Origin of the sequence: Streptomyces sp. NRRL S-244, assembly GCF_000717915.1 — a bacterium.
In the GTDB taxonomy this organism is placed as follows: Bacteria; Actinomycetota; Actinomycetes; order Streptomycetales; family Streptomycetaceae; genus Streptomyces.
In genome coordinates this window covers 26,136-40,518 of the sequence record NZ_JOCX01000013.1, presented here as the reverse complement: position 1 = coordinate 40,518, position 14,383 = coordinate 26,136, and the positions used below count along the sequence as shown (strand labels likewise).

The following is a 14,383-nucleotide window of genomic DNA, read 5'->3' as shown; positions in this document are numbered from 1 at the left end:
GGTCAGCCGAAGAACGGGTCGTCCACGGCGTGGACCCAGCCGCCGTCCGGCCGGCGCCGGAGGACCTCCGTGGTCGTGGAGACCACGGGCTCGGGGCCGACGCCCGTCAGGGTGGCGGTGTTCGACACCAGGGCCACGTCGCCCACCTGCCGGATGTCGCGCAGCTCCAGCGTGAGGCGGGCGCCTTGGTCGATCAGCTCTTGCAGGACCTGCCGGATGGCCTCGGCGCCCACCACGTGGGTTCCGGGGGTGGGGACGAAGTGCGCGTCCGGCGCGTACAGCGACACCAGACCCTCGATGTCACCCGCCTCCAGGTACTCCGTGAACAGGGCCCCGACCTGCTCGGGCGTCTGCGCACGGCGCCGGGCGACGGCACCGACGGGCTGGTCGCCCCAGCCTGCCGCGGCCAGCAGGTCGTACCAGTCGGGGAGAGCGCCGTAGGGCAGGTGGTGGCGCAGCAGGGTTCCGGGGAAGGTCAGCGGAGACGCCTTCTGCGGCTTGGACCTGGCCTGGGTGACGATCGCGTCGCTCAGCGCGTAGGCCAGGTCCATGCGGGGGAGCAGGGCGTGCACCTCGTCGGCGAGGCCGGCCGGGAGGCTCTCGCGCCGGACTCCGAGGATGTCGGTGCCGATCCCGGCCTGGGCCAGCGCCACCTCCGCGCCCTTGCGCGCGGCGATGCCGTCCGAGGTGTGCAGCGCGATGGCGTCCCAGGCGATGGCGATACGGCGTTCCTCGACACCGCGTTCGCGGAGGAACGCCGCTGCGGTGTCGGCGCCGTCGACCTCGAAACGCTGGTCGCCGTTGCCCTCCTCGCTCAGCCCGATGTCGTGCAGGACGCAGCTGATGAACAGCAGTTCGTCGTCGTAGTCGGAACCGGCGCGCAGATCCTGGTGCCGGGCGTGGGCGCGGGCGAAGACGTAGCTGCGGACGCTGTGGTGGAAGACGAAGGCGGGCGTGGCCTTCGCCGCGTAGGCGTAGGTGTCCCGGGCGAGGCCCGTGTCCGGGAGGCCGAGCCGCTCGAAGACGGGCAGGGGTGCGTCGGTGGTCACGGCATCTCTCTTTCGTTCGCGTGTGCCCGGCCGGGGCGGGACGGCGGGATGGCGGGCCTCGGGTGGTCGGTATTGCGGCTGCGGATCACACCGTGCGGGTCCAGGCTGCTTCCTGGACCTGCTTGATGAGCTCTTCGGTCGCCGGGGGCCAGACGTTCCGGTACTTCCCGTGCTCGGCGCCGATGATCTCGACCATCTTGTCGATCATGTCCTGCGGGTCGAACTGGTCGGCGAGGATCTCCGCGAAGCGGGCCTTCACGTCCTCGGTCCGGTTGAAGTTGACGGCGTCGTCCAGCCACCGGAAGGCCGTGTCCGCGATGCGGTCGTTGAACCCGGTCAGGTACGCCCCCGGGTTGATGGTCTGAACGGTGATCCCCGTCTGCGCGAGCTCGTCGCGCAGGGTCGCCGCGATCGCTTCGAGCGCGTGCTTGGTCGCGCAGTACGGGCCCAGGCCGAAGGCGGTCAGCATGCCGCCCATCGAGCTCACGATGACGACGCGGCCCGCCGTGCCGGCGTCCACCCAGGTACGGATCACCCGCTGGACGAGTTCCAGGTTCCCGAAGACGTTCGTCTCGAACGTGCGCCGGACCAGCTCGACGGGGATCTCCGCCAGCGGCCCGCATTCGCCGATCGCGGCGTTGCTGACGAAGGTGTCGAAGTCCCGGCCGGAGACGGCCGCGATGTCGCGGGCGTCCCGGACGTCGAGCTTGTCGACCGTGACGCGTTCCCGCAGGCCGAGTTCCTCGATGTGCCCGCGCAGTTCGGTCACTTGTGACCAGAGCTCCGTGGTGGCGGTGACCTGGTGCCCGGCCTGAGCCAGGCCGATGGCGGTGCCCCGGCCCAGGCCGGTGCCAGCGCCGGTGATCAGGATCTTCTTCATCGTGCTTCCTCTCCGAGCGCGATGCGGGCGACCTCGCCGTCCTGCACGGGCATGCCGCCCGAGACGCCGACGGCGCCGGTCAGAGTGCCGTCGGCGTCGCGCACGGGGAGGCCGCCCGCGTAGGGGATCAGGCCGCCGTTGGTGTGCTCGGTCGCGGGAGCCGGGCCGCCGGGCTTGCAGAACTCCCACAGGTTCTCGCTCGGGCCGTCGAACAGGACCGAGGTCTTCGCCTTGGCCAGCGCGATCTCGATCGAACCGAGGACCGCCCCGTCCATGCGGGCGAACGCGACCAGGTGTCCGCCGCCGTCGACGACGGCGATGTTCATCGGGACGCCGATCGCCACGGCGTGGGCGCGAGCCCTTTCGATCGCGGCCTGGGCCGCGTCCAGCGTGACGCTCATGGCGTTGCCCCTGTCGGTAGCGGTACGCGCTCGTCTTGAGGTCCGCCGTGCCCGGACCTCCATCGGTCATGAAATGACCGTAAACGCGACCGAAGCGAGGGCGTCAGTGGCATGCATGCCATACAGCGATAGGATCGTGCCATGGGAGTGCAAACCACCGGCGGCAACCACCACGTGGTCGTGGTGGCGCTCGAGAACGTCCTCGCCCTCGACATCGGGATTCCGTTGCAGGTCTTCGGAAGCTGGCCGGGCGGGCCCTACTCGCTGACGGTGTGCACGGAACGGCCCGGGCTCGTCCCGATGCACGGCGGCCCGGTGCTGTCCGTCGCCGACGGGCTGGACGCCCTGGAGACCGCGGACACCGTGATCGTCCCGGGGTACCTGGAGCCCGTACCGCCCTCCGCCGCGGTCACCGCCGCGCTCGCGGAGGCGGCGGCCCGGGGCAGCCGGATCGTGTCCATCTGCCTGGGCGCGTTCGCCCTCGCCGCGGCCGGTCTGCTGGACGGCCGCCGCGCCACCACGCACTGGCAGTACGCCGCAGCGCTGGCCGGGCAGTACCCGCAGGTGACGGTGGAGCCGGCGGAGCTGTACATCGATGAAGGCCAGGTGCTGACCTCGGGCGGCGTCACCGCCGGCCTCGACCTGTCCCTGCACCTCATCCGCCGCGATCACGGCGCCCGCCTGGCGAACCAGCGGGCCCGCCTGCTGGTCGCCGCCCCGCACCGCACCGGCGGTCAGGCCCAGTTCGCCGACCTGCCGGTGACCCCGTCCGCCTCCGACGGGCCGACGACGGTGTACGAGTGGGCACTTGACCACCTGCACCAGCCGCTCACCGTCGACCAGTTGGCGCGCCAGGCCGGCATGTCCCGCCGCACGCTCATCCGCCGCTTCCACACCGACACCGGCCGGCCACCCATGCGGTGGCTGCTCGACGCGAGGCTCGGCCTCGCGCGGGAACTCCTGGAAGCGAGCGACCTGACGGTCGAAGCCGTGGCCCGCCGCTGCGGCCTGGGCACGCCGGCCAACTTCCGAACCCTGTTCAAGGCACACGTCGGGGTACCGCCCCGCACCTACCGCGAGACCTTCAACTCCGCCGCACATCGGCGTGACTCAGGGTAAGTCGGCTCGTGGGGGAGGCGTCGACGCGTACAGGGCGCCGCGTGCCGGGCGGCAGTGCGGCGGAAGACCCCGGTCCAGGCGCCCGGAAGGAAGGGTGCGCTTGCTGTCAGTCGTCCTCGAGCTCGGCGCCGGCCTGGTCCAGAAGCCATGTCCTGGCCGTTCCGGGTCGGCAAAATGGTTTGAGCTTGGGTGGCTGCACCGACAGGATCGGGGAACACCGATGAGTTCTTCCCGGCGCCGCGGTCTGCCAGTGTGACCCGCCCACGTGCGGAGGACACTCACATGACGGAAGGCACCATGCCCGCACCACTCGCAACGCCCAGCCTCTCGCCCGCCCGCGTCACCGCCGTGCTGCGGATTCTCGTGCTGTCCACGTTCGTCGTCCTCCTCAACGAGACGATCATGGTCAACGCGATCCCACGGCTCATGCGCGATTTCGAGGTCACCGCGGCAGCCGCAGGGTGGCTGTCCACGGCCTTCATGCTCACCATGGCCGTCGTCATCCCGGTGACGGGGTGGTTCCTCCAGCGCGTGACGACTCGGACCGCCTTCGGCCTCGCCATGGCACTGTTCCTCGCCGGCACGGCTCTGGCCGCGGCCGCGCCCTCCTTCCCCGTACTGCTGGCCGCCCGTGTCATCCAGGCCAGCGGCACCGCCGTCATGGTGCCGCTGCTCATGACGACGCTGATGACCCTCGTGCCCCCGCACGACCGTGGCCGTGTCATGGGCAACATCACCCTCGTCATCTCCGTCGCACCCGCCCTCGGCCCCGCCGTCTCCGGCGTGCTGTTGCAGCTGGGGCCGTGGCGCCTGCTGTTCTTGGCCGTGCTTCCCATCGCCGGAGCCATGGCCGTATTCGGCCTGCGCGAACTGGTCAACATCGGCGAGCCGCAGGCCGGCCCGATCGACTGGTTGTCCGTCCCCCTGGCGGCAGCGGGCTTCGGCGCCCTGGTCTACGGACTGAGCGGGCTCGGTGCCGGGAACGCGGCCCAGGCCCCCGTGCCTCCGGAGGCCACGACCCTGGTCGGCGCCGTGCTGGTGGGCCTGTTCGTATGGCGACAGCTGGCACTGCAGCGCTCGTCCGCACCGCTGCTGGACCTTCGCGCCCTGACGTTTCGTCACTTCTCCGTGGCGCTCGGCCTGATGTGCCTCTCCTTCATGGCCCTCATGGGTGCGTTCATCCTGCTGCCGATCTATCTGCAGGAAGTGTGTGGCCTGACCTCACTGCAGACCGGGCTGCTCCTGATCCCCGGCGGCCTGACCATGGGCCTGCTCGGCCCACAGGTCGGCAAGCTCTACGACCGAATCGGCGCACCACGCCTGGTCGTACCCGGAGCCGTGCTCACAGCGCTTTGCCTCGCGCTGTTCGCCCTCACGGGCGAACAGACCTCGCCGTGGCTGGTGCTCGCCCTTCACGTGGCCCTGAGCGCGGGCATGGCGTTCGTCTTCACCCCCGTCTTCACCTCCGGCCTGTCCGTACTGCCGCCGCACCTCTACCCCCACGGCTCCGCCATCCTGGGCTCGCTCCAACAGGTCGCGGCCGCCGCCGGCACCGCCTTGGTCATCAGCGTCATGTCGGGACGCGCCGCCACGGCAGCAGCCGATGGTGCCGGCACCACCAGCGCCCTCGCCACGGGCATCCGGTGGGGATTCGGCATCGGCGCCGTGCTGGGCGCCCTGGCCGTGCTGGTCGCATTGCTGATCCGCACTCCGCCCGCTCCGCAACAGCCTGCTGCGTCGGAGGCCCAGGACGAAGACGGCACCACGACGAACAAAACCGCCCACACACCCACCTGATGCCCTGGATGACCGGCCCGGTGCTCGCGGCGAGGGGGCACGGTTCGACTGCCGCCCGATGACGTACGCCTCGACGCGCAGCTGTCCTGGCTGGGGGTGGGGTGGGGTGGGCAGCAGGTCATGTGAGTACGCGTACTCACTCCGAGACCGGTATCCGCACCCATCCGCCGCGCATCCCGCTCGCATAGCGTCCTCGTATGCCCGACGAGACCGTGCCAAGCGCCGCCACCCCTGACTCGAGCCGGTCCAGGGCCTCCTCTTGCCTCCTCGGCGCCCTGGGATGCGGCGGCGCGGCGCTCGTCGGCGTACTCGTTCTGGTCGTCACGCTCGCATGGGGCTCATGGGGGTCGACGGACTTCGCACGCGTCGCACCCGAAGAGATGGCGAACCGCGCCCTCCAGCGTTCCCAGAAGGCCTACGAGGTCATGGGGTTCACGCGCACCATAGAACCCGGAGTAGAGGCCATCGGCGTCAGCACGGAGAACACGTTCGGCTCCGGCTTCTGCTACGACGGGGGCCTGCTGGGGCTGGAGGACAAGACCGTCGACGGCGCCTACTCGATGAGCCACCGCTGGGCACTGGACCACGTGCCGGCGAGCCAGGCGGTCCCCGGCCTGCGCCGACTGCACCGGTTCTTCAAGGAAAACGGCTGGAAGGTCACGTCCTACGGCGAGGGCGAGCAGGGCAGGGACTGGGAGTTGTTCGTCCAGCGGGACGACGGCGACGAGCGGATGTCCTTCACCTGGTACCCGGACCGGGAGTACTTCACCGGCGGTGCCAGCATGCCCTGCGCCTACGACCCGGAGTGGAAGAACGGCGACCTCGGCCCTGCCGGGGACGACCAGAGACCCCCCTCCTTCGGCCCCGCACAGCGGAACTAGGGGGCGGACTTCGGTGCGCCCCCTTGGTCTGGGCTGGTCCGGAGCTGGTCCGCGACGGTGAGGGCATCGGGCAGCGGCCACCGCGCGGGGCTCGCTTCCCCGATCTGTCACCGGTGGACGCCTTTGGGGTCCACCTACCGTCCTGACCCAGTGCTGTGTGACGCCGACTGTCTCGCCACTCGTATGGCGCTGAGGTTCCGAACGAACGTCGCGGAGGTTCAAGTACGCGCCGTGTCGGTTTTCCTAGGATTCGACGGCAGAAGGGAAACCCGGCACCGGCGCCGCGCCTGGACATCCCCAACGGGGTGATCGGCAACGGCCGGACCGGGCGCGCCCAGGCCCGTCGGATCAAGGTGATCGTTTGCCACCGGGCCACCTCGGTGTCCGGCAGCACCAGCAGTGCTGCCGTGGGAAGCGGAGACATGATGGGCCAGAGTCCTTATGACCATGTCGTTGTGGGAGCGGGGACAGCGGGGTGCGTGATCGCCTCCCGGCTTTCGGAACGCCCGGGCGTGCGGGTGCTGTTGCTGGAGGCGGGAGCCCGGGACACGACCGAGGCGATGGCATCTCCTTGGGGGGTCCTGGGGTTCGACCCGTCATCCCTCCGGATGGGCGCCTCGACCGTGCAGGCCGGTACAGGCAGGGCCGCTGACGTGCTGCGCGGCAAGGCGCTCGGCGGATCGTCGAGCATCAACGGCCTCTACCACCTGCGGGGGCACCGTTCCGCTGACGACGAATGGCCCGGACTCGGCGCTCCGGGCTGGGGTTTCGGCGATCTGCTGCCCTATTTCCGCCGCAGCGAGAGCACTCGCGGTCGTGATGCCTCCGTGCGGGGCACGGACGGGCCGGTCGTGGTCGCCCCGGTTCCGCAACCCCATCCCCTGGCCACGGCGGGCGTCGACGCCGCGGTGCAGGCCGGGTTCACACGCGCCGATGACATCGGCGGCGGGCTGGAGACCGGGTTCGGGTGGAGTGACGTGAATCTGCCCGGCGGCGCCCGCCAGAGCGCGGCAGACGCCTACATCCGTCCGTTCCTCGAGCGGCCGAACCTGGACGTCGTCACGGACGCGACCGTACAGCGGCTGCGCATCACCGCGGGCCGCTGCACCGGCACCGTGCGCCTGGCGGACGACCATCCCGCCAGTGCTCCCGTCGTCGACCCGGGTTACCTGAGCGACGACCGTGGCCTGGCGGTCATGCGCAAGGGCCTGGCAACGGCACGCCGGATCGGCGAGGCCGACGCGTTCGCCGACTGGCGCAAGCAGGAGGCGGTGCCGGGCTCCGAGACGAGCGGCGAATCCGTGGAAGAGTTCATCCGCAAGGCTTCCGGCCCCTACTTCCACTTCACCGGTACCTGTCGCATGGGAACCGACGCCGATGCCGTCGTCGACCCCGCCAACCTTCGCGTACACGGGATCGCCGGGCTGCGGGTCGCCGACGCCTCGGTGATGCCGTCCATCCCCTCGGCCAACACCAACGCGACCGTCTACGCCATCGCCGAACGGGCTGCCGAACTGCTCGACTGAGCCTTCTTCCGCGCCCACGGCGCTTCCACAACGCGCTTCATCCCCCGTCGTGCGTCGACCGCGGCCCCGACCGGCCTCATCACCCCTCCTCAGACAGGAGCACCACCATGTCCGAAACGCTTCGGGCCACCGACGTCGTCACCTCCGACGCCGACCTGCTCGACCGCACCGCGACCGCCGTGCGCGCCGCCGGTGCGGCGCTGCGTGAGCGTTTCGGCGATGTGGTCCGCTACGAGACCCGTGACGAGCTGATGCGTGCGCTCGCCGTCAACGACGACACGGCCCTGGACATCCTGCGCCCCCGCCTCACGAGCCTGCGCCCGGAGGCCGGCTGGGTGGAGGACGAGCTGGACGGCGGGGCGCTGCCGAGCGGCGAATGGTGGGTCGTGGACCCTGCCGAAGGCAACGTCAACCACCTGCACGCCCTGCCGGACTGGGCGGTGACGGCCACCCTCGTGCGGGAGAACCGGCCGGTGCTCAGTGTGGTCCACCTGCCGTTGACCGGCGAGACCTACACCGCCCTCACCGGCGCGGGCGCCCACCTCGACGGCCGGCCGCTGCACGTCTCCCCGACCGCGGACCTCGCCCTGAGCATCGTGGCCACCAGCCAGGCCCGGCCGGACGAGGACGAGACGGTCGTACGGCGCGTCGGCTCCTCGATCACCGCGATGCTCTTCGACGCGCTCGTCGTCCGCACCGCCGTACCCGCGACCCTGCACCTCACGAACGTGGCCGCCGGCCGGATCGACGCCTTCTGGCAGTTCGCCGGTGCCCGGGCGGACCTGCTGCCCGGGGCGCTGCTCGTCACCGAGGCCGGCGGACGGATCTCCGACGCCGAGGGCCGCCCCTGGACCCCGCAGAGCGAGAGCTTCCTGGCCGCCGCGCCCGGCGTCCACGCCGAAGCCGTCACCACGCTCTCCCGCTGACCCCGCACACCACAACCCGCACCCACGCAAGGACCAGAACATCATGACCACGATCGCAGTTCTCGGAAACGGCCGCGTCGGCGGCAGCCTGGCCACAGCCCTCATCCGGGCAGGGCACGAGGCGACCGTCGCGGACCGCGCGCCGGGGGCCGCCGCCGACGCCGCCCGGGCGGCCCGGATCGTCATCAACGCCACCCCGGGCGCCGGCTCCCTGGAACGCCTCGCCGCCCTGCGCGAAGAGCTGCACGGCAAGATCCTCGTGGACGTCTCCAACGCCACCGTCGACGGACCCGACGGACTGCCCGCCGACCTCATGTACCCCGGCTCCAGCCTCGCCGAGCAACTCCAGGCAGCGCTCCCCGAGACACAGGTCGTGAAAACCCTCAACACCATGCTCTTCCCGGTGATGACCGCACCGGCCACGCTCACCCAGGCGCCGACCGTGTTCCTCTCCGGCGAGGACCCGCTGGCCAAGCAGACGGTCGGCGAACTGCTCACCGACCTCGGCTGGCACAAGGAGTGGATCACCGACCTCGGCGGGATCCGGACCGCCCGCGCCACAGAGGCCGCCATCCTCTTCGTGCCCCACGTGATCCGGTCCAGCGGATTCACCCCCTTCGCGATCTCGATCGCCCGCTGACCGTCGAGCCGCGGCCCACGCGGCGAACTGCGCGCCGGCCACGGACCGTGGGCGAACCGACCACGTCAGCTCTGCCTCCCGGCCGCTGCAATGCGAGCCGCCCATAGGAAGATTGGCACGGTGTCCACATGGGTCATGGCGGCGTCCGGCGGAACACGATCACCACAGGATGACGTTGAAGCAATGAAGACGAGAGGATCGCAGAGGGATGCACGGTACTGGAGCGGAGGTCTACGGCGCTCGCGGGGCGTTCGCAGTGGACTCGACCGCCCCGGACTCCGCACCGCGGGGACTCGACGTTTTCCGGCGCGGGTGGCAGACGCAGGTCGGCGACGATGTCTTCCAACTGCCGGCCTTCAGCCCGGACACGATCGGTGACTTCCGGGTCAAGGGCAACGTTGCCAAGGTGCACGGCGCGGCGATCGCCGATCTCCACGCCGCGTCGGCGACCCGGACCGCGGACGTCCCGGGCGGCGATCAGGATCTGGTCGCCATGTACGTCGTGCGGAGCGGCGCATGGACTCTGGGAGGCCCGTCCGGTTACGGCGACCAGACCGTGTCTGCCGGGCAGTTCCTCGTCCGGCACCTCGGGCGCCTGACGGCCTTCGAGACGACGGCGCACCTCACGGCGAAGTTCCTCGTCCTGCCCCCCGGCGAGCTCAGACCTCTGCTCGGGAACCGGGTCATCACCGGGCCGGCGGACTCGGCCGAGATGCGCTTGCTGACGGCCCTTGCAGACATGATTCACATGACCGTGGCCGACCTCGGCCCGGCCGGTGTGGCAGCTGCCCAAGGTACCCTGATCGAGCTGACCAAGGCGGTGGTGAAGGGCCGGTTCGACGACGTGGAACCCCGGTTGGCTCCCGCGCTCACCCAGGCAGCCAAGGACCTCGCGGACCGTCGGCTCGCTGATCCCGAACTTTCTCCGGCGATGCTCGCGCGTGAACTCAACGTCTCCGTCCGTACGCTGCACCGGGCATTCGCCGCGGTGGGTGAGCAGGTGAGCACCTACATCCGCCACCGGCGACTGCATGAGGCCCGGCTCGCCCTTGTCGCGCCGTCAGGGCGCCTGAGCATTTCGGAACTCGCCGCACACTGGCAGTTCGCGGACGGCAGTCACTTCACCCGAGCCTTCAAGAAGCACTACGGTCAGACTCCCACCGAGTACGCCCGCTCGACCGGACCAGCCTCGCTCTCGCCGAACCCGCTTCAGAGGTTTTGATCGCTTCCCCGAGGCCAGGGGACGGTGCCCGACCGTGGCGTATATGCAGGTCAGGCACCGTGCTCAACTTCTTAGAAGAAGCCGAGCTTCTTGGGGGAGTAGCTGACCAGGAGGTTCTTCGTCTGCTGGTAGTGCTCCAGCATCATCTTGTGGGTCTCGCGGCCGATGCCCGACTGCTTGTAGCCGCCGAAGGCGGCGTGGGCCGGGTAGGCGTGGTAGCAGTTCGTCCAGACGCGGCCCGCCTGGATCGCGCGGCCCGCGCGGTACGCGGTGTTGATGTCGCGGGTCCAGACGCCCGCGCCGAGCCCGTACGCCGTGTCGTTGGCGATCCGGACGGCGTCGTCGAAGTCCTGGAACGAGGTCACGGACACCACCGGGCCGAAGATCTCCTCCTGGAAGATCCGCATCCGGTTGTCCCCCTCGAAGATGGTCGGCTCTACGTAGAAGCCGCCCGCGAGTTCACCGTCCTGCTCGATGCGCCGGCCGCCCGTCAGGATCTTCGCGCCCTCCTTCTGGCCGATCTCCACGTACGACAGGACCTTCCGCAACTGCTCCTCGGACGCCTGCGCGCCGATCATCGTGTCCGTGTCCAGCGGGTGCCCCGGCACGATCAGTTCGGTACGGGCCACGGCCGCGTCGAGGAAGTCCCCGTACCGGCCCCGCTCGATCAGGGCGCGCGAGGGGCTCGTGCACACCTCGCCCTGGTTCAGGGCGAACATGGTGAACCCCTCCAGCGCCTTGTCGCGCAGGTCGTCGTCGGTGGTCCAGATGTCGTCGAAGAAGAGGTTGGGGCTCTTGCCGCCGAGCTCGAGGGTGACGGGCTTGAGGTGCTCCGCCGCGTACTGCATGATCAGCCGCCCGGTGGAGGTCTCCCCGGTGAACGCGATCTTCGCCACGCGCGGGCTGGACGCCAGCGGCTTGCCCGCCTCCTCGCCGAAGCCGTTGACGATGTTCACCACGCCCGGCGGCAGCAGGTCCGCCACCAGGCTCAGCCAGTAGTGCACCGAGGCCGGGGTCTGCTCGGCCGGCTTCAGCACCACCGTGTTCCCGGCCGCCAGCGCCGGAGCCAGCTTCCACACCGCCATCAGGATCGGGAAGTTCCACGGAATGATCTGCCCGACCACGCCCAGCGGCTCGTGGAAGTGGTAGGCGACGGTGTCGTCGTCGAGCTGGCTCAGCGCCCCCTCCTGGGCGCGCAGCGCACCCGCGAAGTAGCGGAACTGGTCGATGGCCAGCGGCATGTCGGCGGCGAGGGTCTCCCGGACCGGCTTGCCGTTCTCCCAGGTCTCCGCGACCGCCAGGGCCTCCAGGTTCTGCTCCATCCGGTCCGCGATGCGCAGCAGGATCGTGGACCGCTCGGCGACCGAGGTACGGCCCCAGGCGGGTGCGGCCGCGTGCGCCGCGTCGAGCGCCCGCTCCACGTCCTCGGCCGTGCCGCGCGCGACCTCGGTGAAGGTCTGGCCGTTGACGGGGGAGGGGTTGGCGAAGTAGGCGCCGAGGGCGGGCTCGACGTACTCGCCGCCGATGAAGTGGCCGTACCGGGACGCGTACGACATGAGCGCGCCTTCGGTACCGGGCGCAGCGTAACGGGCCATGGTGTCCTCCCCTTGCCGGGCGCCGGCCGCCGTCGGACAGCGCTCGGGAGGAGGCTAGGAGCGGGCAGGTTGCGGATACGTTGCACGCCGCGGGCCCGGGCTCGGGGTCGAGCTCGGGCTCGGGGTCGAGCGGGGGCGCGGGGGCGGAGCCGGAGTCGGCTCCTGGCGTACGAGGGCGGGATCGGCGCCGAGTTCCTCGTCGAGGTCCCGTACGCGGGCCAGCGCGGCCGGGCGGTCCTCCGGCGGCAGCGCCGCGGCCAGCGCCCGCCACACCGCCGCGTCGTCCGCGCCCCACGCGGTGCACACCCAGTCGGTCAGCAGCCCCGCGTCCGCCCGGGCGATCACCGCGGCCCGCGCCTGGTCCTCGATCCGGCGCCGCAGCCGGACGATGCCCGGCGCGGTCGAGCCGGGGAGCAGCGGGCCCGCGTAGTGGTGGAGGGCCGCGGAAACGGCGCCGGCCGCCAGGTGGCGGGTCACGACGGTGAAGTCCGCCTCCAGCGGCGCCGCCGTACGGTACGGGCGCGAGAGCGGGGCGCGGTCCCCCAGCAGCCCGCGCAGCCGTGACATTTCGGCGCGCAGGGTCACCGGTGACACCGACTCGTCCTCGTACAGGGCGATCGCCAGCTCCTCGCCCGACAGGCCCGCCGGGTGGTGCGCGAGGAGCGCCATGATCTCGCTGTGCCGCCTCCCCAGGCGGATCCCGGCACCCCCGCCGACCAGCAGCGCCTCGTCCCGGCCGAGGGCGCCGAGGGTGTCCCCGGCCGGCGGCGGGAGAGGGTCCAGAAGCGCCAGTTGGGCCTCCGCGGCTCGGGCCACCGCCTGCACGAAGGCGAGGGAGTGCGGATGGGCCAGGCCGTCCCCGCCGGTGATGTCCACTGCGCCCAGCAGCCGGCCGGTCCGGGGATCGCGCACCGGGGCCGCCGCGCACGTCCAGGGGTGGACCCGGCGGCTGAAGTGCTCGGCGCCGAAGACCTGGACCGGCTCCCCGACGGCGACCGCCGTGCCGGGGGCGTTGGTGCCCATCGCCGTCTCCGCCCAGCGGGCGCCCGGCACGAAGCCGAGCCCCTCCGCCCGCCGCAGCGTGGCCGACTCGCCCTCCACCCAGAGCAGGCTGCCCCGCGCGTCGCACACCGCCAGCAGGTGGGCCCCGTGCGCCGCGAACGCCCCCACGAGATCCCGGAACACCGGCATCACCCGGGCCAGGGGGTGCTGCGCCCGGTACGACCGGAGTTCCGCTTCCGCCAGCTCCACCCGGGGCGTGCACTCCGGGCTGACCCGGGCCCGGGCGCACCGCCGCCAGGAATTCGCGATCACCGCCCGGACCGGGGCCTCGACCCGCCCGTCCCGCGTGAACGCGGTGTGAGCCCGGCGCAGTACGCGCGTGCGCTCGGCGGGATCGGTCCCGCCCGGCAGTGCCACCGACGGATCGTCCATTCACCCTCCCGTGGTGCCGCGGTACCCGGAGCGCCCCCATCGTCGTGCCGGTACCGGGTCCCGACAAGCGCCGCGTCGGCCACACGGCGCCCGAAACGCCGCCCGTGCGTGGCGGGGCGGTCGCGCACGGTGGCCGCCGCGCGGGCCGGGAGCGGGCGGTCGGGAACGCGAGACCGGGAACGCGCCGTCGCGGCGGCACGTTGAGGGGGGTAGTGGACGACGACAGCTGGAGGTGTCCGTAGATGTCCAAGCGCGGCAAGGTCGCGGTTGCCGGAGTCGCGGCAGCCATCGTGTTGTTCTGGACGGTCGGGTTCTGGGCGGGACTGCTGGTCCTGATCGGTGTGCCGGCGGCCGCCTACCTGCTGCTGGACTCCTCCCAGCGGCGTCGCCTGCGGGGTATATCCAGGAAGCAGCTGGGCCGCTGAGGCGCCGCCGGCACGGGTAGTGGTCGCGGGTACTAGTAGTAGTCGCGCATCAGGGTCGTGGCCCACTCGGGCTGGCGCAGTTCGCCGCGCGGGCCGAACTCGGCCATGTACGGCTTCAGGTCCAGGACCGGGGTGCCGTCCACCGCGTCCAGGCCCTCCACGTGCACGTCCAGGCCGTCCACCTTCAGGATCCGGCACCGGGAGACACCCAGCCGGTTGGGCCTGTTCTTGCCGCGCTGGGCGAAGATGCCGACCAGCGGCCAGTCGGGGTTGCCCCGGGGGTGACGCGCGCCCGTCTCGATCTTCTCCACCGGGACCCGGTCGAAGTGGTAGACGACCTCCAGGTGAGAGAACGCCGCCAGCCCGTACAGGGCCTCCGGGCCGAACCGCCCGGCGTCCAGGCGGATCACTGCCGTCTCCCGCCCCCAGTCGTCGTCGACCGCCTCCGCGCGGCCGCCCACGACCACGGCCACCGGCTCCGATTCCAC

The 14,383-nt window shown here is 71.4% G+C and carries 14 protein-coding genes; 8 read left to right on the top strand and 6 right to left on the bottom strand.

Annotated elements, in window-relative coordinates:
- Positions 1–2 precede the first annotated feature (2 nt).
- From IF02_RS0117970 to IF02_RS0117960, 3 genes are all read right to left on the bottom strand, one after another.
- Positions 3–1,049, bottom strand: a complete 1,047-nt coding sequence (locus IF02_RS0117970) for an SgcJ/EcaC family oxidoreductase (RefSeq protein WP_030158112.1) — start codon at positions 1,047–1,049, stop codon at positions 3–5.
- 85 nt (positions 1,050–1,134) lie between these two features.
- Positions 1,135–1,929 carry an SDR family oxidoreductase gene (locus IF02_RS0117965; RefSeq protein WP_030158110.1) on the bottom strand — a complete coding sequence of 265 codons (795 nt, stop codon included), beginning with the start codon at positions 1,927–1,929 and terminating at the stop codon, positions 1,135–1,137.
- A complete protein-coding gene (locus IF02_RS0117960) occupies positions 1,926–2,330 on the bottom strand; it encodes a GlcG/HbpS family heme-binding protein (RefSeq protein WP_030158108.1) in 405 nt (134 codons plus the stop codon). The genes IF02_RS0117965 and IF02_RS0117960 overlap by 4 nt, the downstream gene beginning before the upstream one ends.
- Before the next feature lie 141 nt (positions 2,331–2,471).
- Between IF02_RS0117960 and IF02_RS0117955 the strand changes: the two genes are divergently transcribed.
- The 7 genes from IF02_RS0117955 (at position 2,472) to IF02_RS0117925 (ending at position 10,441) form a co-directional block, all read left to right on the top strand.
- The gene (locus IF02_RS0117955; protein ID WP_030158106.1) at positions 2,472–3,449 is read left to right on the top strand and encodes a GlxA family transcriptional regulator; all 978 of its coding nucleotides are present in this window, start codon (positions 2,472–2,474) and stop codon (positions 3,447–3,449) included.
- 282 nt (positions 3,450–3,731) lie between these two features.
- A complete protein-coding gene (locus IF02_RS0117950; protein ID WP_234318248.1) occupies positions 3,732–5,246 on the top strand; it encodes a DHA2 family efflux MFS transporter permease subunit in 1,515 nt (504 codons plus the stop codon).
- A 197-nt stretch (positions 5,247–5,443) separates the two neighbouring features.
- A complete protein-coding gene (locus tag IF02_RS0117945) occupies positions 5,444–6,127 on the top strand; it encodes a hypothetical protein (protein ID WP_030158102.1) in 684 nt (227 codons plus the stop codon).
- 305 nt (positions 6,128–6,432) lie between these two features.
- Positions 6,433–7,653, top strand: a complete 1,221-nt coding sequence (locus IF02_RS0117940; protein WP_234318247.1) for a GMC family oxidoreductase — start codon at positions 6,433–6,435, stop codon at positions 7,651–7,653.
- Positions 7,654–7,760: 107 nt separating this feature from the next.
- Positions 7,761–8,579 (top strand): inositol monophosphatase family protein, encoded by an 819-nt coding sequence (locus IF02_RS0117935; RefSeq protein WP_030158097.1) that lies wholly within the window; start codon positions 7,761–7,763, stop codon positions 8,577–8,579.
- A 43-nt stretch (positions 8,580–8,622) separates the two neighbouring features.
- Positions 8,623–9,219, top strand: a complete 597-nt coding sequence (locus tag IF02_RS0117930) for an NADPH-dependent F420 reductase (protein ID WP_030158095.1) — start codon at positions 8,623–8,625, stop codon at positions 9,217–9,219.
- Between the two features lie 256 nt (positions 9,220–9,475).
- A complete protein-coding gene (locus tag IF02_RS0117925) occupies positions 9,476–10,441 on the top strand; it encodes a helix-turn-helix domain-containing protein (RefSeq protein WP_078622165.1) in 966 nt (321 codons plus the stop codon).
- Between the two features lie 71 nt (positions 10,442–10,512).
- On the opposite strand, the gene IF02_RS0117920 is transcribed toward IF02_RS0117925, so the two are convergent.
- Positions 10,513–12,036 carry an aldehyde dehydrogenase family protein gene (locus tag IF02_RS0117920; RefSeq protein WP_030158092.1) on the bottom strand — a complete coding sequence of 508 codons (1,524 nt, stop codon included), beginning with the start codon at positions 12,034–12,036 and terminating at the stop codon, positions 10,513–10,515.
- Positions 12,037–12,090: 54 nt separating this feature from the next.
- Positions 12,091–13,470 carry a GAF domain-containing protein gene (locus tag IF02_RS0117915; RefSeq protein WP_078622155.1) on the bottom strand — a complete coding sequence of 460 codons (1,380 nt, stop codon included), beginning with the start codon at positions 13,468–13,470 and terminating at the stop codon, positions 12,091–12,093.
- Between the two features lie 242 nt (positions 13,471–13,712).
- Between IF02_RS0117915 and IF02_RS0117910 the strand changes: the two genes are divergently transcribed.
- Positions 13,713–13,895, top strand: a complete 183-nt coding sequence (locus IF02_RS0117910) for a hypothetical protein (protein ID WP_030158088.1) — start codon at positions 13,713–13,715, stop codon at positions 13,893–13,895.
- A 32-nt stretch (positions 13,896–13,927) separates the two neighbouring features.
- On the opposite strand, the gene IF02_RS0117905 is transcribed toward IF02_RS0117910, so the two are convergent.
- On the bottom strand, positions 13,928–14,383 hold the full coding sequence (locus IF02_RS0117905) for an SAM-dependent methyltransferase (protein ID WP_030158086.1): 456 nt from the start codon (positions 14,381–14,383) through the stop codon (positions 13,928–13,930).